This is a genomic window from Pseudomonas sp. Seg1 (assembly GCF_018326005.1).
Lineage (GTDB): Bacteria > Pseudomonadota > Gammaproteobacteria > Pseudomonadales > Pseudomonadaceae > Aquipseudomonas.
On sequence record NZ_AP021903.1, the window covers coordinates 4,923,666 to 4,950,224 of the forward strand.

At 59.4% G+C, this 26,559-nt stretch carries 16 protein-coding genes; 4 read left to right on the top strand and 12 right to left on the bottom strand.

Translation table 11 applies throughout. From position 1 onward, the window contains the following. Positions 1–15 precede the first annotated feature (15 nt). The 5 genes from astB to KI231_RS22170 all read right to left on the bottom strand — a co-directional run bounded on the left by astB (position 16) and on the right by KI231_RS22170 (position 6,554). Entirely contained in the window at positions 16–1,362 is a 1,347-nt protein-coding gene (gene astB, locus KI231_RS22150; protein WP_213026343.1) for an N-succinylarginine dihydrolase, read from the bottom strand. 166 nt (positions 1,363–1,528) lie between these two features. Beyond that, the gene (gene astD, locus KI231_RS22155; protein WP_213028830.1) at positions 1,529–2,998 is read right to left on the bottom strand and encodes a succinylglutamate-semialdehyde dehydrogenase; all 1,470 of its coding nucleotides are present in this window, start codon (positions 2,996–2,998) and stop codon (positions 1,529–1,531) included. Next, on the bottom strand, positions 2,995–4,020 hold the full coding sequence (gene astA, locus KI231_RS22160; RefSeq protein ID WP_213026344.1) for an arginine N-succinyltransferase: 1,026 nt from the start codon (positions 4,018–4,020) through the stop codon (positions 2,995–2,997). Before astA ends, astD begins: the two co-directional genes overlap by 4 nt. Positions 4,021–4,071: 51 nt before the next feature. Then, on the bottom strand, positions 4,072–5,091 hold the full coding sequence (gene aruF / locus KI231_RS22165) for an arginine/ornithine succinyltransferase subunit alpha (RefSeq protein WP_103304068.1): 1,020 nt from the start codon (positions 5,089–5,091) through the stop codon (positions 4,072–4,074). 242 nt (positions 5,092–5,333) lie between these two features. Continuing rightward, positions 5,334–6,554: an aspartate aminotransferase family protein gene (locus KI231_RS22170; protein WP_213026345.1), complete on the bottom strand. Its 1,221-nt coding sequence runs from the start codon at positions 6,552–6,554 to the stop codon at positions 5,334–5,336. A gap of 305 nt (positions 6,555–6,859) precedes the next feature. Here KI231_RS22170 and KI231_RS22175 point away from each other — a divergent pair, with 305 nt between their 5' ends. Further along, positions 6,860–14,632, top strand: a complete 7,773-nt coding sequence (locus KI231_RS22175) for a leucine-rich repeat domain-containing protein (RefSeq protein WP_213026346.1) — start codon at positions 6,860–6,862, stop codon at positions 14,630–14,632. 24 nt (positions 14,633–14,656) lie between these two features. On the opposite strand, the gene argR is transcribed toward KI231_RS22175, so the two are convergent. The 7 genes from argR to acs all read right to left on the bottom strand — a co-directional run bounded on the left by argR (position 14,657) and on the right by acs (position 23,069). Then, positions 14,657–15,637 carry a transcriptional regulator ArgR gene (gene argR, locus KI231_RS22180; protein WP_213026347.1) on the bottom strand — a complete coding sequence of 327 codons (981 nt, stop codon included), beginning with the start codon at positions 15,635–15,637 and terminating at the stop codon, positions 14,657–14,659. Positions 15,638–15,883: 246 nt separating this feature from the next. Then, positions 15,884–16,648 (bottom strand): ABC transporter ATP-binding protein, encoded by a 765-nt coding sequence (locus KI231_RS22185; protein WP_003227281.1) that lies wholly within the window; start codon positions 16,646–16,648, stop codon positions 15,884–15,886. A 27-nt stretch (positions 16,649–16,675) separates the two neighbouring features. Next, on the bottom strand, positions 16,676–17,788 hold the full coding sequence (locus tag KI231_RS22190; protein ID WP_213026348.1) for a M14 family metallopeptidase: 1,113 nt from the start codon (positions 17,786–17,788) through the stop codon (positions 16,676–16,678). A 1-nt stretch (position 17,789) separates the two neighbouring features. Further along, positions 17,790–18,488 carry an ABC transporter permease gene (locus KI231_RS22195; protein WP_103304063.1) on the bottom strand — a complete coding sequence of 233 codons (699 nt, stop codon included), beginning with the start codon at positions 18,486–18,488 and terminating at the stop codon, positions 17,790–17,792. Beyond that, entirely contained in the window at positions 18,485–19,174 is a 690-nt protein-coding gene (locus KI231_RS22200; RefSeq protein ID WP_103304062.1) for an ABC transporter permease, read from the bottom strand. Before KI231_RS22200 ends, KI231_RS22195 begins: the two co-directional genes overlap by 4 nt. A 91-nt stretch (positions 19,175–19,265) precedes the next feature. Continuing rightward, the gene (gene aotJ / locus KI231_RS22205; RefSeq protein WP_103304061.1) at positions 19,266–20,042 is read right to left on the bottom strand and encodes an L-arginine-binding protein AotJ; all 777 of its coding nucleotides are present in this window, start codon (positions 20,040–20,042) and stop codon (positions 19,266–19,268) included. 1,071 nt (positions 20,043–21,113) lie between these two features. Beyond that, positions 21,114–23,069: an acetate--CoA ligase gene (acs, locus tag KI231_RS22210; protein WP_103304060.1), complete on the bottom strand. Its 1,956-nt coding sequence runs from the start codon at positions 23,067–23,069 to the stop codon at positions 21,114–21,116. Between the two features lie 465 nt (positions 23,070–23,534). Here acs and KI231_RS22215 point away from each other — a divergent pair, with 465 nt between their 5' ends. The 3 genes from KI231_RS22215 (at position 23,535) to KI231_RS22225 (ending at position 26,484) form a co-directional block, all read left to right on the top strand. After that, positions 23,535–23,795 (top strand): DUF2790 domain-containing protein, encoded by a 261-nt coding sequence (locus KI231_RS22215; protein ID WP_003227290.1) that lies wholly within the window; start codon positions 23,535–23,537, stop codon positions 23,793–23,795. 552 nt (positions 23,796–24,347) lie between these two features. After that, positions 24,348–25,598, top strand: a complete 1,251-nt coding sequence (locus tag KI231_RS22220; protein ID WP_103304059.1) for a ribonucleotide-diphosphate reductase subunit beta — start codon at positions 24,348–24,350, stop codon at positions 25,596–25,598. Between the two features lie 352 nt (positions 25,599–25,950). Further along, positions 25,951–26,484 carry a BRO-N domain-containing protein gene (locus KI231_RS22225; protein WP_213026349.1) on the top strand — a complete coding sequence of 178 codons (534 nt, stop codon included), beginning with the start codon at positions 25,951–25,953 and terminating at the stop codon, positions 26,482–26,484. Positions 26,485–26,559: the final 75 nt, after the last annotated feature.

Here is a 26,559-nt window from a genome sequence, read left to right on the forward strand (position 1 = left end):
GCGGCGCGCCGGCCATCAATTGATCTGGAATGGATAAACCGCGCCCAGTTTAAGGATTTGCGTCAGTTCATCCAGTGCCGTCCGGCATTCAAGCAGCAACTGCGGGTCCGCCAGATCGGTTTCGCTCAGGCGGTCGCGGTAGTGCTTTTCAACCCATGCGGTCAACGAACCGTATAACGGGGCCGTCATGATAACGCCTGGGTTGACCGCCGCCAGTTCCGTTTCATTCAGCGCGACGCGCAGTCGCAGGCACGCCGGGCCACCGCCGTTCTGCATGCTTTGCTTGAGATCGAAAACCTTCACTTCGCGGATCAGACCGCCGGAGCTGGTCAGGCTTTGCAGGTAAGCCCACACGCGCTCGTTGGCCTGGCACTCTTGCGGCACGATCAGCAGCATCGAACCGTCAGGGCGCGACAGCAACTGACTGTTGAACAGGTACGAACGCACGGCGTCATCCACGGTTACCGCCGAACGCGGCACGCAGATCGATTGGAAATTGCCGCCGACCTTGGCGAGTTTGCCTTGCAGTTCGGCGAGCATTTGTTCGATGTCTAGGAACGCGTCCTCGTGATAGAACAGCGCCTCGCCGTTACCCACTGCGATCACGTCGTTGTGGAACACGCCCTGATCGATCACGGCCGGGTTCTGCTGGGCGTAAACCACGCCGTCCTCACGCAGACCGTGCAGACGCGCGACCGCTTGCGACGCTTCAAGGGTCTGGCGCGCCGGGTACTTTTGCGGTGCTGGATAACGATTGTCGAAAGCACTGCGACCGAACACGAAGAACTCGACACCGGCCTCGCCGTACTCACGGCAGAAACGCGTGTGGTTGGCCGCGCCTTCGTCGCCGAACTGCGCCACCGCCGGCAATGCCGCGTGGTGGGCGAAGTGCTGCTGATTGGCGAACATCGCGCCGAGCACGCGGCTGGTGGTCGGGTGCTCGATGCTGCGGTGGTATTTGCAGTTGAGGTTGGCGGCGGTGAAATGCACGCGACCGTCAGCGGTGTCGGCACTCGGGCTGACCGTGGCGGCGTTGGCCACCCACATGCTCGACGCCGAGCAACTGGCGACCAGCAGCGGCATGGCTTCTTTGGCGGCGCGTTCGATCACTTGCGCGTCGGTGCCACTGAAACCCAGACGGCGCAAAGCGGCCACGTCCGGACGTTCCTGCGGCGCCAGCACGCCTTGCTGAAAGCCCATTTCCATCAGCGCTTTCATTTTCGCCAGACCTTGCAGCGCCGCTTCCTTCGGATTCGAAGACTGCTGGCTGTTGCTCTGGGATGCAACGTTGCCGTAGGACAGACCACCGTAGTTATGGGTCGGCCCCACTAGACCGTCAAAATTGACTTCATAGGATTTCATCAGCGAGGCTCCACGAGAATCTGTTGTTATAGGCTTCAGTAACTAACTGTTCAGTGCGACCGCGTTGCGGCCATCGCTGGCAAGCCAGCTCCCACAAGTTCGGTGGTGTTCACAGATTCTGTGTACACCTCAATCCCTGTGGGAGCTGGCTTGCCAGCGATTGGCATCACGCCATTTTCACGCCTGGGGTCAGAGCCGCCGGCAACACCAGGCTCGGCGTTTCCAGCGAGGCCACCGGGTACGCGCAGTAATCCGCTGCGTAGTAGGCGCTGGCGCGATGGTTGCCCGACGCACCGACACCGCCGAACGGCGCGCTGCTCGCAGCACCGGTCAGTTGTTTGTTCCAGTTGACGATACCGGCGCGGCTTTCCAGCCAGAACTGCTGGTAACGCGCTTCGGAATCCGACAACAAACCGGCGGCCAGACCAAAAGCGGTGTTGTTGGCTTCAGCAATCGCCGCTTCAAAATCGGCGTAGCGGATCACTTGCAACAGTGGGCCAAACAGCTCTTCGTCGGAGCGCTCGGCCACCGCCGTCACATCGACAATGCCCGGCGTCAACAGCGCGGCTTGTGCCTGCGGCTGAGTCATCGCCAGCAACGACACGGCGCCGTTGGCCAGCAGATGTGCCTGGGCATCCATCAGCGCTTTCGCCGCGCCGAGGGAAATCACCGAGCCCATGAATGGCGCCGGTTGCTGATCGAACGCACCCACTTCAATAGTCGCGCAGACCTCAACCAGACGCTTGAGCAAGCTGTCACCCCACGCGCCTTGCGGCACCAGCAGACGTCGCGCGCAGGTGCAGCGTTGACCCGCCGAGATGAACGCCGACTGAATAATCGTGTAGACCGCCGCATCCAGATCCGCGACCTGATCGACCACCAGCGGGTTATTGCCGCCCATTTCCAGCGCCAGAATCTTGTCCGGACGCCCGGCGAATTGCTGATGCAGATGATTGCCGGTACGGCTGGAGCCAGTGAAGAACAGACCGTCGATGCCCGGGTTCGCCGCCAGCGCGATGCCGGTTTCGCGCGCGCCTTGCAGCAGATTCAACACGCCTGCCGGCAGACCGGCTTCGATCCAGCACTTGACCGTCAGCTCGGCGACTTTCGGGGTCAGCTCGCTTGGTTTGAACAACACGCTGTTACCGGCCAGCAGCGCCGGCACGATGTGACCGTTCGGCAAGTGGCCAGGGAAGTTATAAGGGCCGAACACCGCCACCACGCCGTGCGGCTTGTGGCGCAACACGGCGGTGGCGTCGCCCAATGGGCCGCTCTTCTCGCCGGTACGCTCGCGGTAGCTCTGCACCGAAATCGCGATTTTGTTGACCATGCTGGTCACTTCGGTCGCGGCTTCCCACAGCGGCTTGCCGGTCTCTTCACCAACGGTGCGGGCCAGTTCGTCGGCGTGGTTTTTCAGGGCGGCAGCGAACGCTTCGAGGACGCTGATGCGCTCTTCCAGGGTACGGCGTGCCCAACCCGGGAATGCCTGACGTGCTGCTTGCACGGCGGATTCGACCTGAGCGGCAGTGGCGCCCTCCCCCGACCACAGCACTTGCTGGGTCACCGGATTCAGCGATTGAAAAGCCTCGCCCTGACCGGCCAGCCACTCACCTGCGATGTATAGCGAATTCATTATTTCGACTCCCGTGCCGCGGACAACGCTACGGCGCGCACTTGATCGCCCGCGCTGAGTTGAAGACGTTTGGCGGTCAGCGGATCAACGACCAAAGTACCGGCGGCCAGACGGGCCGGCGCAGCAGTGATGCGGCAGTCTTCGCGCTTGCGGTTATGGATGATGAACGGTGTGGCGTCGTCGCCCGGCGTCCCCACGGCCAGCACCAGCGCTTCACTGTCACGCACTGCGCGGATCTTGCTGGTTTCGCATTCGATGGCCGGGCCGGCGTCGAAGATGTCGACGTAACCCTGATAGCTGAAACCTTCGCTCTTGAGCATCGCCAGCGCCGGCTCGGTGTCCGGGTGCACCTGGCCGATCACGCCTCGCGCATCCTCGGACAGGAAGCAGGTGTACAGCGGAAACTTCGGCATCAGTTCAGCGATGAAGGCCTTGTTGCCGACACCGGTCAGGTAATCGGCCTGACTGAATTCCATCTTGAAGAAATGCCGGCCCAGACTTTCCCAGAACGGCGAGCGCCCGGCTTCATCGGACACACCGCGCATCTCGGCGATGATCTTGTTGCCGAACAGCTCAGGGAACTCGGCGATGAACAGCATCCGCGCCTTCGACAACATGCGGCCGTTGAGGCCGTTGCGGTAATCGGCGTGGAGGAACAGCGAGCACAGTTCGGAGTTGCCGGTCAGGTCGTTGGCGAGGAACAGCGTCGGAATCTCGCGATAGATGTTCAGCTCCTGCGAGGCGCTGACGGTCAGGCCGACACGGAAGTTGTACCAAGGCTCACGCAGACCGACTGCGCCGGCAATGGCGGAAATCCCCACCACGCGACCGTCGTCGTCTTCGAGCACGAACAGGTAGTCGGTATCGCCACGGCCGGCCTCACCGCGAAAGGTCTTCTCGGCCCAGCCGACCCGATGCGCCAGGCGTTCTTCGTTGGCCGGCAAGGTAGTCAGGCCGGTGCCGGTGCTGCGGGCCAGCTCGATCAGCGCGGATAAATCGCTGCTGCGTACGGGACGAACAATCATGCTATCTCCTCAAACGGGCCGCTCTCGCCACCCGTGAAACTCGCTAAGGCGTTAAACCGCCACCAGGCGCACGCTGGCACCTTCACCGACGCCAAGGGCTTCGGCCGCTTCCAGATCCAGAGTCACCGGTTTGCCCGGCGCGTAATCCAGTTCAAGCAGCACGGCGCGGTAATCCTGCAACTGCGCATTGGCCACTAGATACTGGCGCCCGGCACCTTTGACATGCTCGCCGATCTTCACCGGCACCACGCGGCTCTGGGCGATCGAACGGATCCCCGAAACACGTGCATGCAGGGTCGGACCGCCGTCGAAAATGTCGATGTAGTGATCGGTCTCGAAGCCTTCGCGCATCAGGATGTCGAAGGTGATCTGCGCACGCGGGTGCACCTGGCCCATCGCTTCCTGAGCGGAGTCCGGCAGCAGCGGCACATAGATCGGGTAATGCGGCATCAGTTCGGCGAGGAACGTACGGCTCTTGAGACCGCACAGACGCTCGGCCGCGGCGTAGTTGAGGTCGAAGAAGTTGCGCCCGATGGCGTCCCAGAACGGCGAGTCGCCATTCTCGTCGCTGTAACCGACGATCTCGGTCACCACCGAATCGGCGAAACGCTCGGGGTGGCTGGCAACGAACAACAGACGGCCACGGGAGTTGAGCTCGGACCACGGCGACCCCACCAGTTCGCGCTGCACGTAGAAACTGGTCAGCAAGCTGTTGCCGGTCAGGTCGTGGCACTGCGAAAGCACGTGGATCTTGTTGTGGATCTTCAGCTCGCGGGAGGCGTGGACGAAGGTCTCGTTGCGGAAGCTGTAGAACGGCTCGGAATAACCGGCCGAAGCGACAATGGCCGAACAACCGACCAGTTTGCCGGTGGCGGTGTCTTCGAGGACAAAGAAATAGCTCTCCTCACCATTGAAGCTCACTTCGGCGGCAAACGAGGCTTCGCTCGCAGCGATCTTGTCGCTCAGACGTTCCACGTCATCCGGCAAGGAAGTGACACCAATCGGGCTGTCCGCAGCCAGACGCTGTACCTCGCCCAGATCAGCCATTTGCGCAGGGCGCATCACCAGCATGGTGTCACTCCTTTTCTCTTATAAATTTGCAGAAGAAAAAACACTGGACCTTGTAGGAGTGAGCCCCGTGGTGAGGGGATTTATCCCCGATGGGTTGCGCAGCAGCCCCAAGATTTTGGGGGCCGCTTCGCTGCCCATCGGGGATAAATCCCCTCACCACAAAGGTTCAATCCGACAGTTGAATCTGCCCGGTATCAAAAATTTTGATCGACGCCTGAAATGCTCAGGCGTCGAAAGGTCTATCAGGCTTGCGTCAGTTTTGCGGCAGCGCGTTCGAAGCGGTCCAGACCGGCATCGATATCGGCGTCTTCGACCACCAGGCTCGGCGCGAAACGGATCACGTCCGGGCCGGCCTGCAGAATCATCAGGCCTTCTTTTTCAGCGGCGTTGAAGATGTCCTTGGCCTTGCCTTTCCAGGCTTCGCTCAGCACACAACCGATCAACAGACCGAGACCGCGCACCTGAGTGAACAGGCCGTATTTCTCGCCGATCTGCTGCAGGCGGGTCTTGAACTTGTCGTGCTTGGCGTTGACGCCGCTCAGCACTTCAGGGGTGTTGATCACGTCGATCACCGCTTCGGCGACGGCGCACGCCAGCGGGTTGCCGCCGTAAGTGGTGCCGTGGGTGCCGACGACCAGATGCTTGGCCAGCGCTTCGGTGGTCAGCATGGCCGCGATCGGGAAACCGCCCCCCAGGCTCTTGGCGCTGGTGAGGATGTCCGGAGTCACGCCGTAATGCTGGTAGGCGAACAGGTGGCCGGTACGGCCCATGCCGGTCTGCACTTCGTCGAACACCAGCAACGCGTTGTTCGCGTCGCACAGTTCACGGGCACCTTGCAGGTAAGCCAGTTCGGCCGGCAGTACGCCGCCCTCGCCCTGGATCGGCTCCAGAACCACTGCGCAAGTCTTGTCGGAAACGGCGGCTTTCAGTGCTGCCAGATCGTTGTATGGAACGTGGGTGATGCCGGTGATTTTCGGACCGAAACCGTCGGAATACTTCGACTGGCCACCGACGTTAACGGTGAACAGAGTGCGTCCGTGGAAGCTGTTCAGTGCGGCGATGATTTCGTACTTCTCGCTGCCGAAACGATCGAACGCCACGCGACGGGCCAGCTTGAACGCGGCCTCGTTGGCTTCGGCGCCGGAGTTGCAGAAGAACACGCGCTCGGCGAACGTGGCGTCGATCAGCTTGTGCGCCAGACGCAGGGCCGGCTCGTTGGTGAACACGTTGGAAACGTGCCACAACTTGTTCGCTTGCTCGGTCAAGGCACCGACCAGCGCCGGATGCGCGTGGCCCAATACGTTGACGGCGATGCCGCCGGCGAAGTCGATCAGCTCGCGGCCGCTCTGGTCCCAGACACGGGAACCGGCGCCACGCACCGGTATGAAAGCGGCAGGCGCGTAGTTGGGAACCATAACCTGGTCGAAATCGGCGCGTTCTACCGCAGCGTGCTCAACGGACATCGGAGTCTCCTGATGAGGGCCACCCGCCTGAAACTGGCGAGCGATGGGGGGATTGTAAGGACAGTTTTCAGCCCGGCCTTGTCGCCAAGCGACAACTTCTTATAGCGCAAACCCCGGATTTTCCCGGGTTTACGGCAATGCGACATATAGCGTCGCAAAGGCGCAGTTTAAACCGGCATCGCCGATTTGCGGCAGGCCGCGCAGGATATCAATTCAGCCGGTTGTCACCGGCATAAATATGTACCGCACGTTGATCGCCACTGGCTGGTTTGCTGTCAGCTCTTCCAACGCTAAAGGAATGGCACATGCAATTGCCCGAAGGACAGCAACCGGCAGCCCCGATCGACACGAGCGACGCGCAACATCCCGACGAACACTACTTGCACCTGGTAAATACCATTCCCGACTGGCTCGGCAAAGCCTCGCCCCGCGTACGCCTGGCCCTGCGCAGCAGTCAGCCCGCACTGCCGGCCTCGCTGCAGGCTGCGCCAGTCGGGCAACACCAGCAATTGCAGGCGCTTGGCGCCGCACACTGGCGCGCTCAGAGTGAGGTTGATCAACAACTCAAACACCTGCAAGACGTCAACGCCTTCGCCGAACCGCTGCTCAAAGCAGCCCTGAAAACCGCATGCGGTCTGGATCTGGATGTCAGGAAGACCTTTCTGCGCCTCTACGTTCCCGCCACGACGCCATGGTTTGCGATCAAAACCGGCGCAGCTCGCGCCTGGACGGTCTCGTTACTCGACGCGGCACTGCACAACTTCGAAGACGCCGAAACCAAAGATGACGCCTATGAGCGCGAATCCACCTTCATCACCCAACCGTCCGCCAGCGGGCAGTTCGAAACGCTGCCTGCGATCAACAGCAAGCTGAGCGTCAGCGCCTTCATCAAGCTGTGCAGAACGCTGGACATCGGCGCTCAATACCAGACTTATCTGAAAAAACATCTCGGCTTCAACGATCCGGCCGCTGCTGCGGCACTGCAACGGAAAGTGACCACGAGCCAGCAAGCGGCACTCAAAGCCGCCCTGCAATGGGCCCGCATGAGCGGCGACCTCAGCGAGAACTGCTTTCGCCTGATCAACGGCTTGCTCGATGGCGTGCAGGGCATGCGGCTCGACGGCCAGACTCTGCTGTGTCACGACGTGTCGATGATGGCGGCACCGCTGACCGGGATTCTGGTCTTCGCTCCGGATGCCTACACGCCCCGGCACATCAGCCGGGTTGTTGCCTACGTTCCGGATGACCCGGAGCACCCGATCAAGGAGTACGCTTCCTCGGCCGCCATGGAAGCCGAACTCACCCGCCAGTTGCGTACGAAAGACTATCAGCGCTTCTTCAGCCGGTTTATCGATCAGGAACGCAGCGGTTTCTTCTTTGCCGACCTGCAGCAACGCCTGGCTCGCATCAAATGGCACAAACCCGAACCTGGCAGCTCCCTACCCGCGTGGCGAGAGGAGCCCATCGCCAAACCCGACTTGCAGCTGGTCAGCGCAGCGATCCCTGCTGAACTGTGGCGACATTCGTATCAGGCAAAACTGAACAAGATTCTCAACGACGCGAAAGTGATCGCCATCCCCACCGCAACGGTCGACAGCAGAGCCCGTTGGGCACGCTGGGATTCTCTGGTCAATATCGCGACCTCCATCATCGAAACAGCCGCTTTCGTGATTGCGCCATTCGTGCCCGGGCTGGGCGAGTTGATGATGAGTTACATGGCCTATCAACTGCTCAACGAGGCGTTCGAAGGCATCATCGACTGGACGCAGGCGAAAACCAGTGAGGCGTTCGAACACCTGATGGGCACGGTCGAATCCCTGGTTCAACTGGGTGCCTTTGCCGCAGGCGGCATGATCGGCATGGGCGAATACCGCAAGGTTCTGCCGAAGGAAATTGTCACGTTCATCGACCGCTTCAAACCCGTGGAACGGCCCGGCGGCCCTCCCCGTTACTGGGAACCGGACCTGACCCGCTACGAGCACAACGCCCCTCCCGCGCCAGACTCACGGCCAGACGCGCGCGGCCTGCATCCGCATCAGGGCAAACACCTGTTGGCGCTGGAAGACGCACACTTCGCGGTCAGTGAAGGCTCGATTCCCGGTCAGTTCCGCATTGAGCACCCCACGCGCCCCGAGGCTTACAAACCGTTGTTGCGACACAACGGCGAAGGCGCCTGGCACAGCGAACTCGAACAGCCGCTAGCCTGGGACCAACCCACGGCCTTGCGCCGGATCGGCCATTCGGTCGAATCTTTCGAACCGGCTCAGCAAGAACGCATTTTGCACGTCAGCGGCTATAACGAAGACGCCCTGCGCAAAATGCACATTGATCAGGAGTCCGTACCGCCCCTGCTGGCCGATACCATCAAACGCTTCAAGATCGATCAGGATCTACAAGTCTTCATCGAGCAACTGGACAGCGCCGAGCATTACCGCGATGCCGATCCCCTGACACAACTGCAACTGCTGACAGAACACGGCGCATGGCCGAGCGGCAAACGCCTGTGTTACTTAGACAGCCAGGGCGAGCTGATCTGGCAATCATCCAGTGACGAAGCGCTGCCGACGATCACCGTTCGCCAGAACAGCGCACAAGACGCTGACTTGCTGAAGAACTTGCTTGAGTCCCTTGATGAGCAAGACGTCAAAGGTCTGCTGGGAGAATCGTTCGGTGGCCCGACGCTTGCGCTCGATGTGCGCACGCAGGCACTTCGCAGACAACTGAGTCAATTCGCGCGGCAACACCGCTGCGCCATGTTCGAATCCCGCTACCAGCAACTGGAGACCACCGCCGATCCGCTGGCCGCACCGATCCGCCACTATGAGCCGCTGCTACCGGCCAGCGTCACCCGCGAATTGCTCGACACCGCCAACACCGCAGAGCTGCTGAGCATCAGCGAAGGGCAACTGCCCGAGCGTCAGCAGCAACTGGTGCAGCAGGCCAGTCAGCAAGTACGCATCAGCCGCGCCTATGAAGGCCTGGAACTGGACTCCGTGAGCAATGCGGATACCGACACCCTCGCGCTGCACAGCCTGCAACGTTTGCCCGGCTGGAGCGGACAAGTGCGCATCGAAATACGTGACGGTTTTTATGAAGGCCCGATACTCGACAGTACCGGGCCCGCCCAGGCCCGCGAGCAAAAAGTACTGGTGCGAAAAGCCGATGGCCGCTATCAGCCCTTTGACGATCGCGGCCAGGAACTGAGTGCCGACGGCGACTTCTTTTCCAGCGTCCTCCGCGCCTTGCCGGATGCCGAGCGCCAGGCGCTGGACCTGCACATCGGCGACGCCGGCAGACTGAAACAGGCGATTCGGGCAAATCCGCTGGAGCGCGGCGAACTGCGGGTGGCGATGGCCCAGCCGCCACTGCCGGAACCGGTGATCGATACATTGCGCCTGCTCGGTGTCGAGGGTTATCGCCCTTTGTTCCGAGAGGCGCCGCGCACGCTGGAAGAGAGAGTACGCGAGATCTACCCCAGCGATTCGCTCGCCGAAATACAGGCATTCATTGACGAGCACCAAGGGCTCCCCGGCGGAGTGCGCGGCGAACTCTCACGCCTTGATCGCGAGTACCGAAAACTCTGTGACGACCTGCGCCTCTGGGCGCTCGACGTGCCGCTCACCGACCCGCAGACCGGTCTGCCGTTGACGCCGACTCAGCGCCGCGCGGCCCTGCAAAGTCGTTCGATGCTCAGATCCCTCATCCAGCGTTGCTGGCGCAAACAGACCCGCGGACCCGCCGGGTACATGCTGCAGATCACCGATCCGATTCTTGGCCACCTGCCCTCACTCGACGCCGACTTCAGCCATGTCACCACGCTGACAATCAATGGCAGTAAAGCCACCCGAGGCCTGGAACCATTTTTGCAACGCTTCCCCAAACTGATGTATCTCGACGTGCAAAGCGCCAACTTGCCACAGCTGCCACCCGCGATCACCGCCATGCCGATTCTGCGGCACCTGATTCTGCGCGATTGCAGCCTGGGCCTTGGCGCTGCCGACCAGACTCTCCTGGCGTCACTGCCGGAGCTGACTTTTCTCGATCTGCAGGACAACCCGTTGGGCACATCGCCCGATATCCAGCCGATGACATCGCTGCGTTTCATCAACCTGACCAATACCGGTATCACCGAACCCCCCGCCAATCTGTTACACCACCCGCGCCTGGTCACCGGCAAATTTGCCGGCAACCGCATCACTGAAATACCGGACGCGCTGTTTACCCTCAATAGTCTGCTCAGTGACGGGTTCAATTTCGCCGATAACCCGCTGAGCGCAGCGTCACGTGAGCGCGTGAAAGCCCACTATCAGCGCACCACAAAACACTTTGGCGTGCTGCCTGAAGAAGCCGACGTCACCCGCACGGTTGCCCTGTTTCCGACACTGGAGCCTGCCGAGGCTACCGACGTGCTCTATCAACTGCCGGGAACGCTGGATCAAGGGCGCACGCAATTGACCCAATGGGAGGCCGAACTCAGTCAGATGAAAGCTGATCTCGCGCAATGGAGCCGCGACACCCCCAAACGCAATCCCTCGAACGGTCAATTGCTGAACATCAACGAACAGGCCAGCGAAGTCATGCACCGCGAGCGATTCGCTCAGACGCTGGAACAATTCTGGGGCACGAGAGACGCGCATCGGCCCAGCGTCCGCAGCAGTCATCTGGAAGCACAGGTCCAGTTCGCCGGCGACATGCCAACGCTGGCCGCCAATTTCAGCCACGTCTCCAAACTGAGCCTGACCGGCAATAAAAGCGCTTCATCCGTGACGGCATTTCTGCAGCGTTTTCAAAACCTGGAGGCGTTGCATTTGCGTCATTTCGATCTGGAGCCGGTGTCCACCTCGATCATCCACCTGCCGCGCCTGAGCACACTGGAACTGAAAGACTGCGCCGTCGTGCTGACACCGGAAAATCAGGACGCGCTCTGCGCCATGCCCCATCTGGAAACACTCGAACTGAGCAACAACCCGCTAGGCACGCTGCCCGACCTCAACCTGCTTCCCCAACTGACTTATCTCGATGTGGCCAACACGGGTCTGTCGACATTGCCCGGCGGTGTCACCGACCACCCGCACTTGCGCACAATGATCTTCAGTGGCAACGCCTTCACCGAGCTGCCCGCAGCCCTGTTCGAGCTACCCTCCAATCGCAGTGACGGCTTCGACTTTGCCGACAACCCGTTAACGCCAGAAACCCGCGAACAGATAAAAACCTACTACCGCAAGCACGGCAACGACTTCGAAGTGCTGGCCGACGCGGCGGACATTGCCCTGGCCCGAAAACTGTTCCCCTCGCTGGATGCGCAAGAGGCCAGCGACATGATCTATGACTTGCCCGGCACCCTGAACGATGGCCATCTCCATCTCGATCGCTGGCAAGCCGAACTCGACACAATGAAAGCCCAACTCGCCACATGGGCGTCTCAGGTTCCCATCCATAATCCCGTCAATGGCGAAGTCCTCACAGCCGTTGAAGTGTTCGACCAGTACGCGATCCGCTTGAACTTCAAACAAAAGCTGGAGGAGTTCTGGGCTCATCGTTCGGCTATTTCCGGGGCACGCGATACGGATTTATCCACGACTTTGCCGTTCATGGGCGAGATGCCCGTGCTCACAGTGGATTTCAGCCACGTCTCGGATCTGGCCCTCAGGGGCAATCCCGCGCTACAAGGCGTCGAGTCGTTTCTCGATCTATTTCCAAACGCGCAAACACTCGAGATGCGCGATTTCGAGCTGTCCGAACTGCCGACATCCATTGGCCGCATGACGGAACTCAAAGACCTGAACCTGCACAATTGTCAGATCACCCTGACCGCCGAAGGCCAGAATACGCTGACATCGCTGACCGAGCTTGAACGCCTGGATCTGAGTCAAAACCCGCTGGGCCTGGCGCCCGATCTGGCGACCATGCCGAGACTCAATGACGTGCGTCTGTCCAACTGCAGCATCGCCGACCTGCCCAACGGTCTGGCTGATCATCCCAATCTCAGAACCGCCCTGCTCGACAGCAACCGCATCACTGAATTGCCTGCAGCATTTTTTCAGATTGACCTCGATCTGGCCGACGGCGTCGATCTGTATGGCAACCCGCTGTCGGCAGCCAGTCGTGAGCGGATCAAGGCGTTTTACCTTGAGCACGCCTGCGATCTTGGTGTTTCGGCCGATCCCGCCGACCTGGCCCGGGCACGCGCACTTTTTCCGGCACTGCAAGATGGCGACGCCAGCCACATGCTCTACTCCCTGCCGGGCACACTGGATGCCGGTCGTGCCCAACTGCTGCAATGGGAAGGTGAAATCGCCCGGATGAACCGCGAGCTCGATGCCTGGACACGAGCTATTACCGAGCATGACCCACAAACCGGCCAGGCGATCAGCGCAGACGACATGGCCAGCGAACGCAGCGCCAGAAACGAGTTCAGCAGCAAACTGCAGCAGTTCTGGCGTCAGCGGCGAGCTGACAATCTGGAGTTGCGCTCCAATACCTTTATCGCAGATCTGACGTTCAACGGTGATCTGCCGGCGTTGTCGGCCGACTTCAGTCATGTCACGCAATTGTCGCTGCTGGGCAAATCGACGCAGAACGTCCCCGACGCCTTCTTGAACTGCTTCCCGGGTTTGACTGGCCTGGAAATGCGCGACTTTGCCTTGGGCCGCTTGCCGCAGGCGCTGACCCGCATGCCCCAGCTCCAGACTCTGGTGCTGAGCAAATGCGGCGTGGTCTTCGACGCTCAGGCGCAAGTCGCACTGGCGGGTTTGCCACGCCTGGTGGGGCTTGACCTGTACCACAATCCACTTGCCGTGGCGCCTGACCTCTCCCCACTCAAGGCACTGAGTTACCTCGACCTTGCCGGAACCGGGATCGATAGTGTCCCAACCGGCCTGACGCAGCTTGCTGACCTCCAGACCGCGTTATTGAACGACAACCGGATAACCGAGCTGCCTGACACGCTCTTCAACCTTCCCGACTCCATCAGCAAAGGCATTGATCTTGACAATAACCCGCTGTCGCCAGCGACCCGCGAGCAGATCAAGGCCTATTACCAACGTACCGGCAGCGATCTTTGCGTACTGGCCGAACAACCAGATATTGAGCTCGCACAAGCGCTGTACCCGCATCTGTCCGAAACCCAGGCCAGCGATCTGGTCTACGGTCTGCCCAGCACATTGGCCGACGGACGCCTTGAGCTGGCGCGTCGAAAAACCGAACTGAACAGCCTCATCAGCGAACTTGAAAGCTGGATGAATGCCGCCGTGTCTGATCCCGTCACACAGCTCCCCCTGGAGACAGAGCCACTGCTGCAGGAGCAGTACAAAAGAATGCAGGTGAAGAGCCGCCTGGAAGACGCCTGGCGGCGCAAGTCATCAGCAACACAGTCGGAATTCGTCTTGAATCTGGAGATGTCGTTCATCGGTGACCTGCCAGCCTTGCAAGCAGACTTCGGGCATATCCTCGAACTGGATCTGACCAGCACCGCAGCGATTGCACCAAAAGCCGATGGCTGGCTCGGCCACTTCCCCAATCTGCAGAGCCTGAAAATGCGCGGCTTTGAACTGGGCAGTATTCCCGCCGAGGTTTTTGGCCTGAAGCAACTCACGCTGCTGAATCTGCCCGAATGCAACATCAGCCTGACGGAAGAAGCCGCGACCGCACTCGGCGCCCTTGAAGAGCTGGGCAATTTGAACTTGCGCAACAATCCGTTGGGACGGGCGCCGGACATCAGTCGCATGCAGCAACTGACTCACCTTGATCTGAGCAATACCGGACTCACCGAGACATGGCCGGCGCTGTTCGAAAGGATCACGCTCACTCACGCCGATCTATCCAACAACGCGATCATTGAGTTGCCGATCGAGTTTTTGCGCGGTGACCACCGACTGACTGCCGACTTCGACTTCAGCGGCAACCCGTTATCGGAGGTGGCGCGCAAACGACTTGCAGACTACGCACAAGTACGTGGAGCCAGGCTGGATGCACCGCGACTCTGGCGCCAGCAAATCGCCGAGACGGAGGACGAGTTCGAGGCCTTATGGCCTACAACGGGTTGGCGTTCGTTAAGGGTTCCGCGGCCTGGGGATTAATGGCCGCCCCCCACCCGACGCGGCTCAGCCTCGCTCGGGTGGCACCGACGACAATTCGAATGGGCTGCTGCTGCGCCGCTGGTTGCGATCTTCCCGTGGCGTGGCACCGAAGAAATTGCGGTAGGCGCTAGAGAAATGCGGCCCCGAGGAGAAGCCGCACGACAGGCCGATCTGGATGATCGACTTGCTGGTTTGCATCAACATCTGCCGGGCCTTGTTCAGGCGCAGTTCCAGGTAGTACTGGCTCGGCACACGGTTGAGGTATTGCTTGAAGATCCGCTCCAGCTGCCGACGGGACACGCACACGTGCTGGGCGATTTCGTCGGTGGTCAGCGGCTCTTCGATGTTGGCTTCCATCAGCAACACGGCTTGCGTCAGTTTCGGGTGACTGGAGCCGAGGCGGTTCTGCAATGGAATGCGCTGACGCTCGCCGCCTTCACGGATGCGTTCGACCACCAGTTCCTCCGAGACGGCACCGGCCAATTCTGCGCCGTGATCACGGGCCAGCACCGCCAGCAACAGATCAAGCACCGACATCCCGCCGCACGCGGTCAGGCGATCACGGTCCCAATCGAACAGATGACTGGTGGCGATGACTTTCGGGAAACGCTCGGCGAAATCATCCTGCCAACGCCAGTGCACCGCAGCGCGATAACCGTCGAGCAAGCCCAGTTGCGCCAACGGATACACGCCGGCAGACAGACCACCGATCACGCAACCGGCACGCACCAGTTGCTTGAGCGCGCTGCTCAGTGGCGAGGCAAGTGCAGTCGGCGGCTCATCGGCCAGCAGGAACAGTTTCTGGAAGTTTTCGAGCTTGCCGGCCCACGGTTCGCCGGGCAATTGCCAGGCGCCTTCGACCGGCGACTCGGCCTGCAGAAAAGACAATTCGTAAACCACGTCCGGGTGCACCCGCTGCGCAACACGCAAAGCCTCCTCCGCCAGCGCCAAAGTCAGAGCTTTAGTGCTGGGCCAAATCAGGAAACCAATTCGATGGGCAGTCATGGGCGGGCGATCCGAAACGAAAAACAATGATGAAGGCATGGGCCAATGCTAGCCCGGAAATGAACACAAATCTCAAAGCCGACGCAGACCCATTGTGGGAGCTGGCTTGCCAGCGATGGCGGTGTATCTGTACCAGAAATGTCATCTGGCCCACCGCTATCGCTGGCAAGCCAGCTCCCACAGGGATTGTAGCCAGCCTTCAGGCTGCGAAGCATGCACTATTCCGGTGCATATCGGCAGTTCTGTTTACTTGAGGCTGCCCGACAGGAATTGCTGCAAACGCTCCGATTGCGGATTGACCAGCACTTCGCGCGGGTTGCCGCTTTCTTCAACAACACCTTTGTGCAGGAACACCAACTGGTTCGACACTTCGCGGGCAAAGCCCATTTCGTGGGTCACCACAACCATGGTCCGGCCTTCCTGAGCCAGCGCCTGCATGACCTTCAGCACGTCGCCAACCAGTTCCGGGTCGAGCGCCGAAGTCGGTTCGTCGAACAGCATCACCTCAGGTTCCATCGCCAGCGCACGGGCAATCGCCACACGCTGCTGCTCGCCACCGGACATGTGCCCAGGGAACGCGTCTTTGCGATGAGCCACGCCAACCTTGTTCAGGTAGTGCTCGGCTTTCTCGCGGGCTTCAGCCTTGGACACGCCCAGTACATGCACCGGCGCTTCCATGATGTTTTCCAGCGCGGTCATGTGCGACCACAGGTTGAAATGCTGGAACACCATCGACAGGCGCGAACGCATGCGTTGCAGCTGTTTCGGATCAGCGGCTTTCAGCGCGCCGTCCTTGTTCGCCACGAGTTTGAGCTCTTCGTTGTTGAGCAGGATCTTGCCCGCGTGCGGCTGCTCAAGCAGGTTGATGCAGCGCAGGAAAGTACTTTTGCCGGAGCCACTGGAGCCGATGATGCTGATCACATCGCCGGCTGCCGCTTTCAGGGAAACACCCTTGAGCACTTCGTGACTGCCATAGCGTTTATGCAGGTCTTGGACTTCAAGTTTGTACATGCGGTCGGTTCTCACAAAAACAGTCAGTCAGTCGTTGAGCAAGCGCCCGTGACGCAGCGCTTCGCGCCCCGCCACCTTGGCCAGCCAGAAACCGGGTTGGGCATAGCGCAGCCGTTCAATGGCAAACAGCACCCCGGACGTACCAGCACATACCGTGCTGACCCGATCGGACACAGGGTCGATCACTTCAAAAATCTCGTCACCGGCCTCGACCCATTCGCCGGGTTTACGCAGAAAACTCACCACGCCCGGGTGCGGCGCGAACAGCAGTTCGGTGCCTTCGAACGGCATGCCTTCGCACGGTTCGTGAGCCGCATTCGGCCACTCGCCGGTGATCAGGCCTTGCTCGGCAAGGAACGCGAGAATGCCTTCAGCATACGCCTCGGCATCAGCGCGACCAGTGTCGGCCTGACCGCCCAGCTCAATGGTCGTCGCCAGGCACGCCAGCGGAATTTGTGCGTCCGGGAACTGCCGCGACAGACGCAGCCACGGCAGCGAGCAAGCCTCGTCGAAGGAGCTGCCGCCGGAATCTTCCGCCAGCAAGCCGACCTTCACATTCAGATGCGCCGCCAGCGAACGCCACTGCGGCCAGTGCTGCGGCAGCGCATACATATGCAGCGCGGCTTCGGCGTCGCAGTGCAAGTCGAGCACCACATCGGCGTTACAGGCATGGCTGAGCAACACGCGCTGCATGCCTTGCAACTGGCTGCTCGCCTCGGGCAATGCCGCGAGGTGATCGGCCATCGCCTGACGGATCAGGCGAATGTTTGCGTGCGGGTCGTCACCGAGACTGTCAACCAAAGCCGCCGCTACCGGCGCGCTCAGCTCAACGAAATCACGGTTGAAATTCTTGCCGCTGCCCGCCTCGAAACGGCCCTGGAAATTGCCTTGCAGCAACTGCCCAAGCCCCAACGGATTGGCCACCGGCACCAGCTCGATCACACCGTTGAGCAAGCCTTTGGCTTCGAGCTCGCCAAGGCGCTTTTTCAGCTCCCAGGCAGTGCGCATGCCCGGCAATTCGTCAGCGTGCAGGCTGGCCTGAATGTAGGCCTTGCGCTCGCCACTGCCGAAGCGGAACACCGAAATCTTGCGCTCGCTGCCCAGGTGGCTCCACGGTAAAACGTGGTCGATGCGTTCCATATCAGTGCTTCCGCGGCGCGAGGTAGCTCAACCAGCGACGCTCGGCCAGCTTGAACAGCTTCACCAGAATGAAGGTCAGGCACAGGTAGAACACGCCAGCGGTGATGTACGCCTCGAACGGCAGATAGAACTGCGCGTTGACGGTACGTGCCGCGCCAGTGATGTCGATCAGGGTCACGATGGACGCCAGACTGGTGGTCTGCAGCATCATGATCACTTCGTTGCTGTACTGCGGCAGCGCCCGACGCAGGGCCGATGGCAGCAGGATGCGCTTGTACAGTTTGAAGCGCGACATGCCCATGGCCTTGGCCGCTTCGATCTCACCGTTCGGCGTAGCCTTGAGGCTGCCGGCGATGATTTCAGCGGTGTAGGCGCTGGTGTTGATCGCGAAGGCCAGGCACGCGCAGAACGTTGCGCTGGACAGCCACGGCCACAAGAAGCTTTCGCGTACCGCTTCGAACTGCGCCAGACCGTAGTAGATCAGGAACAGTTGCACCAGCATCGGCGTGCCGCGAATCACGTAGGTGTACAGCCACGCGGCGCCATTGACGATCGGGTTCTTCGAGACGCGCATCAGGCCCAGAGGCAACGCGCCCAGCAGACCGAAAAACAGCGACAGCGCGAGCAATTTGAGGGTGGTCACCAGGCCGCCGAGGTACAGCGGCAGAGCCTCCCAAATGACGTTGTAGTCGAAGATCATAGATCAGCCGCCCTTACGCCTACCGAGTAGCGCTTCTCAAGTTGACGCAGGATCAGCAACGACACGCTGGTGATCACCAGGTACATCGCCGCCACTGCGAGGAAGAAGGTAAAAGGCTCGCGAGTGGCATCTGCCGCCTGCTTGGCCTTGAACATCATGTCTTGCAGACCGACCACGGAAATCAGCGCGGTGGCCTTGGTCAGGACCAGCCAGTTGTTGGTGAAGCCGGGAATCGCCAGGCGAATCATCTGCGGCACCATCACTCGGAAGAACACCTGAAAACTGCTCATGCCGTACGCCATGCCGGCTTCGGCCTGGCCTTTGGGGATCGCCATGAACGCGCCCCGGAAGGTTTCCGACAGGTATGCACCGAAGATGAAACCGAGGGTGCCGATACCGGCGGCCAGCGGATTCAGGTCGATGTAATCGTCATAGCCGAGCAGCGGTGCCACGCGGTTGAGCAAGTCCTGACCGCCGTAGAAGATCAGCAGGATCAGTACCAGATCGGGAATCCCGCGGATCACCGTGGAATACAGATCGCCCAGCCAGGCCAGCCAGCGCACTGGCGACAGGCGCAGTGCAACACCGATCAGCCCGAGAACGATGGCCAGAGCCATGGACGACAAGGCGAGCTGAAGCGTCAGCCATGCGCCATCGAGGATGACAGCCCCGTAGCCTTTCAACATGATTCAGGTCCTCGAAAGTTGGGATGAAAAAATGGCGCAAACCGCAGAGATCCTGTTGCTTGCGCCATTTCGGACTTGTCGCAGAGACGTGTTACTTGCCGTAGATATCGAAGGCGAAGTACTTGTCCTGGATTGCTTTGTATTTGCCGTTTTCGCGAATGGCCGCGATGGCTGCGTTGATCTTGTCTTTCAGGGCGTCGCCCTTGCGCACTGCGATACCTACGCCGTCGCCGAAGTATTTGACGTCGGTGAACTGCGGGCCAACGAAGGCAAAGCCTTTGCCGGAATCGGTGTTCAGGAAGCCGTCTTGCAGCAGGGTGGCGTCAGCCACGGTACCGTCGAGGCGACCGGCGGCCACGTCGAGGTAGATTTCGTTCTGCGAACCGTATGGCTTGATCTCGGCACCCAGCGGGGCCAGGACTTCGCGGGCGAAACGTTCGTGGATCGAACCACGTTGTACGCCGATGTTCTTGCCCTTCAGCTCGCTCAGGTTTTCGCTGACCTGAGTGCCGGCCTTCATGACCAGACGCGCCGGGGTGTTGTAGTACTTGTTGGTGAAGTCCACGGACTTCTTGCGATCTTCAGTGATCGACATGGACGACAGGATCGCGTCGATCTTGCGCACTTTCAGTGCCGGGATCAGACCGTCGAACTCTTGCTCGACCCACACACACTTGACCTGCATCTGCTCGCACAGGGCGTTGCCGATGTCGTAGTCGAAACCGACGATGCTGCCATCCGGCGCCTTCGAGGCGAACGGAGGGTAAGCCGCTTCGATACCGATCTTCAGAGGTTTTTCGTCAGCGAAGGAATTCAGCGACAGCACGGAGGACAGTGCCAGGGCGCCAAGCAGCACAAGTTTCTTCATCTTGGGACTCCATCGGTAAAGGGCAAAAACGGCAGAGTGAGCGACAGCCCAATATGCGAATGGGTGAATCGGGAAATCGGTTGCTGCATCGGTGGGAAATTTCCCATTGAAACCGTCGGAGGTTTCAACGTCAGCCACGATGAGCGAGTGATCGGCATTCTAACGACAGGCCCGAAGCCGATATTTCTTCAATGCGACAACTAATTACAGATGCACAGAGAAAGCGACTTGGGCGCATTGACAGCCCTGCAAATTCATGCAAGAGCGAACGATTGTGAACCGATCTATGCTGCAAATTGCGGGCCTATTATTCGCAAACCCTTCTAATCCGGCAAGCGCAGCGTTGTGTCTTATTTTTCACCGGGGGTTTTGAGGCTCTAAAACGGGGCGATGCGTTTCCCTTTGCCCCGGTTTGATGCGGGCGGTTACACATTCGGTTACGTGGATGAGCTTGGGTAACAGCGGGAAATGTCCTACGGCGCAAATCGATAATTATTGGTTGGGTGAGTACGCGTTCCGACAGCGGACTACACCGGCGCCTGACAAATTGCTATCGCTGGCAAGCCAGCTCCCACAGGGATTTGTGCTGGCACCGAAATATCCGACACACCACAAAACCTGTGGGAGCTAGCCTGCTGGCGATGAGGCCAACCCAGCCAACCCACATTTGTGCCGAAACTGAAATTTCCGAAACACCACAACCCCTGTGGGAGCTGGCTTGCCAGCGATGAGGCCAGACCAGCCAACCCACATTTGCGCCGAAACTGAAATCTCCGAAACACCACAACCCCTGTGGGAGCTGGCTTGCCAGCGATGGGGCCAGACCAGCCAACCCACATTTGCGCCGAAACTGAAATCTCCGAAACACCACACCCCCTGTGGGAGCTGGCTTGCCAGCGATGGGTCCAGACCAGCCAACCCACATTTGCGCCGAAACTGAAATCTCCGAAACACCACACCCCCTGTGGGAGCTGGCTTGCCAGCGATGGGGCCAGACCAGCCACCACAAAAACAGCAGACACAAAAAAGCCCCGCCCGGCATCACCGGACAGGGCTCCATGCCTCTAACGCTTAAGCAACATTCATCGTCTTGTGCGTATCAATCAAATGCTGCACCACACCCGGATCCGCCAGGGTCGAGATATCCCCCAACCCATCGTATTCCGCCGTAGCAATCTTGCGCAGAATCCGCCGCATGATCTTGCCCGAACGGGTCTTCGGCAGCCCCGGTGCCCACTGGATCACGTCCGGCGAAGCAATCGGCCCGATCTCTTTGCGCACCCAGTTTTTCAACTCCAGACGCAGCTGTTCGCTCGGCTCCTCGCCATTCTTCAACGTGACATAGACATAAATGCCCTGCCCCTTGATGTCATGCGGCACCCCAACCACCGCCGCTTCGGCAACCTTCGGATGCGCAACCATCGCGCTCTCGATCTCCGCCGTGCCCATGCGGTGACCCGACACATTGAGCACGTCATCGACACGCCCGGTGATCCAGTAGTAACCATCGGCATCACGACGCGCGCCGTCACCGGTGAAATACATGCCCCGGAACGTCTTGAAGTAGGTATCAACGAAACGATCATGATCGCCATACAGCGTACGCGCCTGACCTGGCCACGAATCGAGAATCACCAGATTGCCTTCAGCCTCGCCTTCAATAATGTTACCGAGGTTGTCGACCAGCGCCGGCACCACACCGAAGAACGGCCGCGCCGCCGAACCCGGCTTCAGCGCATGCGCACCCGGCAGCGGGCTCATCATGTTGCCGCCGGTTTCGGTCTGCCACCAGGTATCGACGATCGGGCAACGCGACTTGCCGACATTCTTGTAGTACCAGTCCCACGCTTCCGGGTTGATCGGCTCACCCACCGAACCGAGCAGACGCAGGCTGCTGCCATCCGCGCCTTCAACCGCAGCCTGACCCGAGGCCATCATCGCGCGGATCGCGGTCGGTGCGGTGTAGAGGATATTGACCTTGTGCTTGTCGACGATCTTCGCCACCCGAGTGATGTCCGGGTAGTTCGGCACGCCTTCGAACAGCAGCGTGGTCGCGCCATTGGCCAGCGGGCCGTAGACGATATAACTGTGGCCAGTGACCCAGCCGACGTCAGCAGTGCACCAATAAACTTCGCCCGGACGGTAGTCGAACACGCGCTCGTGAGTCATCGCCGCATACAACAGATAACCGCCGGTGGTGTGCTGCACGCCCTTCGGCTTGCCGGTGGAGCCGGAGGTATAAAGGATGAACAGCGCTTCTTCCGCGCCCATCTCTTTCGGCGCGCAGACGGTGCCCGCCACTTTCATCAGGTCTTCGTACCAGATGTCGCGATGCTGGTTCCACTTGATGTCGCCGCCGGTACGCTTGCAGACGATGACTTTCTGAATGCTGCTGGTTTCCGGGTTGGTCAGTGCGTCGTCGACGTTGGCCTTGAGGGAAATCTTCTTGCCGGCACGAATACCTTCGTCAGCGGTGATCACCACTTTCGAGCGGCAGTCGATGATGCGACCGGCCAGGGCTTCCGGCGAGAAACCGCCGAACACCACCGAGTGAATCGCGCCAATCCGGGTGCAGGCCAGCATGGCGACCACGGCTTCGGGAATCATCGGCATATAAATGGTCACCACGTCGCCACGGTGAACGTCCTGACCACGCAGGGCGTTGGCCAGTTTGCACACTTGTTCGTGCAGTTCGCGGTAGGTGATGTTGCGGCTTTCGGAAGGATCGTCGCCTTCCCAGATGATCGCGACTTGATCGCCGCGCTCGGCCAGATGACGGTCGAGGCAGTTGTAGGAAACGTTCAGGGTGCCGTCGGCAAACCACTTGATGTCGACATGGTGATCGTCGAACGACGTCTGTTTCACCGTGGTGAAAGGCTTGATCCAGTCGAGACGCTTGGCTTGCTCGCGCCAGAAACCGTCAGGGTTGACGACCGACTGCTGGTACATGGCTTTGTAGGTCGCCTCGTCAGTCAGCGTGTTAGCCAGAACCTCGGGACGAACGGGATACAGAGAAGCCGCACTCATCTTTCCTACCTCGGTGTAATAGTTGTTTTTGTATGACCCTGTTGTAACGGGGCCGGGCCCATAGAACCATTCGACGATGGTAGTAACAAGCCCCTACAAAACATCCAGACATCCCCAAGTCGGCCCGCGAACACCCCTCCCGAATATCACGCAACCCCTGTGGGAGCTGGCTTGCCAGCGATTCAGACAACTCGGTCCCACAGACAAAACACCCGGCTATCAATCTCCATCTCAAGGGATTGTTACCAAATCTGCCAAAGGTGTTTATCAAAACCCGCTCTGTTTACCCCCACCCCATCTCCCTAAAATTCACCTCGCCGACAAGGCAAACGCGATTAACAACGTTACAGCCCCCACGAAGGCCGTTAATCCAGCTCTCAAGTAATAACTGCAAACGATGAAGTTCCACACGCAACCCTAAAAAGGTTGCGTGACCCCACTCGACCTCAAAAAGGTAAATCTGAAATGAAAGCTTTATTGGTTCTGGCCCTCAGCAGTCTGTGCGCAACCGCCATGGCAGACGAGGTCCCGACTGATGTCGCACAGCAACAACCAGCTATCGAGGAATACACTTACTCGACCCACCTGGACATCGCCAACGTTGTATCCATGAGCGAAGTGCCAAATGTCTGCGAAGTTGTTCCGATGAAAATGGAATACGACGACTCCAAGGGTCAGCGGCACATCCTGCGTTACAGCGTCATGGGCAACGGCTGCACCAATTGATGATTTGAGACTGCACCGAATTGGATCTCTCCGCGCAACATTGAGGGTCGATTCCAGCCCGACTTCGGTCGGGCTCAGTTGTGTCTGGAGTCGTCAAAAGTGCTTGCAAAACACTAGATGTAGTAAAAACCGTGAATTTTTGTTCGTTTTTTGAGCGATTCCGCATTTGCGAGATTTTTACGAAAAAAAATCTATCCCCGGCAAAGCCCTGTAAACCCACGCTCTCATCGAAAAACCACCCTCCCCGACCGCTCCATGCGCGGATTCGCCTCAGCACAGCCGTGTTTTTTTCCCTATAATGCCGCCCTAATCGGGTCAGCAATATTCCCTTACAGGGATCAAAAGCCATTCTGAAGCCCCGCAGTCGCGTTCAACGTGATCTGCGCCCGTCAGAGGCTCTCGGAAACCCGTACAAAATTCTGTTTGATGCCTGCGTTTAGCTGCTGCAAAGAACGATTCCTTTAGATCCAACGCGGTCTGTACGACCGTGTGAAAAACCAACCAATCAGGTTTCACACGGGCGACAGGCCCTCACGCAGGAGACGACACGTCATGCTGAGCTGGGACGAATTCGACAAAGAAGACAGTGAAGTAGCAACCGTGAAAGGCGCCAACGCCGGCCACGCTACTGAAGCCAACATGGACCGCCTCGACAACGCCGGCGGTGCTGCGGCACTCGAAGCCCGCGCCGTCACCGCCGCCGACTCGGCCGCCGTGGCCCGCGCCAAGGCTGCACTGAACTCCCTCGACGTCGCCGAAGGCCTCGCCGAACTCGAAGGCGCCTCCGCCCGTGTCGCCGTTGACGAAAAGCGCATGATCAACTGCCGCGCCGACCTCAACCAACTCGTGCCATTCAAGTACGACTGGGCTTGGCAGAAGTATCTGGACGGTTGCGCAAACCACTGGATGCCGCAAGAAGTCAACATGACCGCCGACATCGCCCTCTGGAAAGACCCGGAAGGCCTGACCGACGACGAGCGCCGCATCGTCATGCGCAACCTCGGCTTCTTCTCCACCGCCGACTCCCTGGTTGCCAACAACCTGGTCCTGGCCGTGTACCGCCTGATCACCAACCCGGAATGCCGCCAGTACATCCTGCGCCAGGCTTTCGAAGAAGCGATCCACACCCACGCCTACCAGTACTGCATCGAATCGCTGGCCATGGATGAAGGCGAAATCTTCAACATGTACCACGAGATCCCATCGGTTGCTAAAAAAGCAGCCTGGGGCCTGAAGTACACCCGTTCGATCTCCGATCCGAAGTTCGAAACCGGCACCCCAGACACCGACAAAGAGCTGCTGCGCAACCTGATCGCCTACTACTGCGTTCTGGAAGGCATCTTCTTCTACTGCGGCTTCACCCAAATCCTCTCCATGGGCCGCCGCAACAAAATGACCGGCGTCGCCGAGCAGTTCCAATACATCCTGCGCGACGAATCCATGCACCTGAACTTCGGCATCGACGTGATCAACCAGATCAAAATCGAAAACCCACACCTGTGGGATGCCGAGATGAAAGAAGAAGCGACCCAGATGATTCTGCAGGGTACGCAGCTGGAGATTGAATACGCACGTGACACCATGCCTCGCGGGGTGTTGGGTATGAACGCGGCGATGATGGAGGACTACCTGAAGTTCATCGCTAACCGTCGTTTGAGCCAGATTGGTTTGAAGGAAGAGTATCCGGGGACTACGAATCCGTTCCCTTGGATGAGTGAGATTATGGACTTGAAGAAAGAGAAGAATTTCTTTGAGACCAGAGTGATTGAGTATCAGACTGGTGGTGCTCTGAGCTGGGACTAACTAATAGTCTCGCTCGCCACGATTTGACGATTGCTGCCTGAGTCGACGAGTCGAGAAAGCTAAAAGCCCCGATCTGATCGGGGCTTTTTTATGGGCGATTGGTAATCCTTTTTACGCCTACGTCACAGCGTTCAATCTCCTACAGCACTTACAGTCGCTTCCCATTGAAGCCTGCCAAGAGCACTACTAAGCTCTATCGCAGGTGCCTAAGAAACGCCCAACGTAGAAAGCTTGGTCAGTGACACAGACGCGTAATTCGTCGGTGGCAACTGCTCTGCTCGTTGGGATTTCTTAAGTCCACTCTACGTTGGGGTCAGGCCCTCCCAAAATCCATAACGTAGAGGTCATAGATATGTCTGATCCATGCTCGGCAACCGTCTTCTCTCGCCACAATCTTTTTTTACATGCCCTTCTATGGGAAAACCAGCCTTGGTTTTCCGCCCGCGATGTCGGCCGCTTGATTGGTTTTCATCTGAATGACCGGGTGGTCAATAAGCTAGATAGCGATCAACGCCGCATTATGTGGATTGAGTACTTTCGAGAACCAGAACAGCATCTGATGCTTAGTGAATCCGGGGTGTATGCGCTGCTGGTCTATCACTACGTTCCGGGGAATCGGCTGTTGCGTGAGTGGCTGACCAATGAGGTAGTGCCTACCTTGCGCGACGCTGCGGATTCGGGAGATTCAAATCGGCCAATGTTGAGTTTGTTGGATTGGCCAGAGATGTCGTTGAGTTTGCTGCATTGGCGGGATGAGGGGTGGATTCGGCTAAGGGATATGCCTTACCTGTTGAACGATCAGAAGCCACGACGAACTTCTCTAGAGAAACCCTGGTGGCGACGGGTTGCGCAGGTGTTTCAGTCCTCGAAGCACTCGATGGGCTAGGGATGGTTTTGTAGGATCGCGCAGGATCTGTCGCTTTTTTCTGTAGGATTTTTCGTAGACAGAGGTGATGGCCAC

What these genes read in the sequence shown, in the direction of transcription:
- astB (WP_213026343.1), bottom strand. Translation starts at nt 1,362, where the DNA reads ATGAAATCCTATGAAGTCAATTTTGACGGTCTAGTGGGGCCGACCCAT.
- astA (WP_213026344.1), bottom strand. Translation starts at nt 4,020, where the DNA reads ATGATTGTTCGTCCCGTACGCAGCAGCGATTTATCCGCGCTGATCGAG.
- aruF (WP_103304068.1), bottom strand. Translation starts at nt 5,091, where the DNA reads ATGCTGGTGATGCGCCCTGCGCAAATGGCTGATCTGGGCGAGGTACAG.
- KI231_RS22170 (WP_213026345.1), bottom strand. Translation starts at nt 6,554, where the DNA reads ATGTCCGTTGAGCACGCTGCGGTAGAACGCGCCGATTTCGACCAGGTT.
- KI231_RS22175 (WP_213026346.1), top strand. Translation starts at nt 6,860, where the DNA reads ATGCAATTGCCCGAAGGACAGCAACCGGCAGCCCCGATCGACACGAGC.
- argR (WP_213026347.1), bottom strand. Translation starts at nt 15,637, where the DNA reads ATGACTGCCCATCGAATTGGTTTCCTGATTTGGCCCAGCACTAAAGCT.
- KI231_RS22185 (WP_003227281.1), bottom strand. Translation starts at nt 16,648, where the DNA reads ATGTACAAACTTGAAGTCCAAGACCTGCATAAACGCTATGGCAGTCAC.
- KI231_RS22190 (WP_213026348.1), bottom strand. Translation starts at nt 17,788, where the DNA reads ATGGAACGCATCGACCACGTTTTACCGTGGAGCCACCTGGGCAGCGAG.
- KI231_RS22195 (WP_103304063.1), bottom strand. Translation starts at nt 18,488, where the DNA reads ATGATCTTCGACTACAACGTCATTTGGGAGGCTCTGCCGCTGTACCTC.
- KI231_RS22200 (WP_103304062.1), bottom strand. Translation starts at nt 19,174, where the DNA reads ATGTTGAAAGGCTACGGGGCTGTCATCCTCGATGGCGCATGGCTGACG.
- aotJ (WP_103304061.1), bottom strand. Translation starts at nt 20,042, where the DNA reads ATGAAGAAACTTGTGCTGCTTGGCGCCCTGGCACTGTCCTCCGTGCTG.
- acs (WP_103304060.1), bottom strand. Translation starts at nt 23,069, where the DNA reads ATGAGTGCGGCTTCTCTGTATCCCGTTCGTCCCGAGGTTCTGGCTAAC.
- KI231_RS22215 (WP_003227290.1), top strand. Translation starts at nt 23,535, where the DNA reads ATGAAAGCTTTATTGGTTCTGGCCCTCAGCAGTCTGTGCGCAACCGCC.
- KI231_RS22220 (WP_103304059.1), top strand. Translation starts at nt 24,348, where the DNA reads ATGCTGAGCTGGGACGAATTCGACAAAGAAGACAGTGAAGTAGCAACC.
- KI231_RS22225 (WP_213026349.1), top strand. Translation starts at nt 25,951, where the DNA reads ATGTCTGATCCATGCTCGGCAACCGTCTTCTCTCGCCACAATCTTTTT.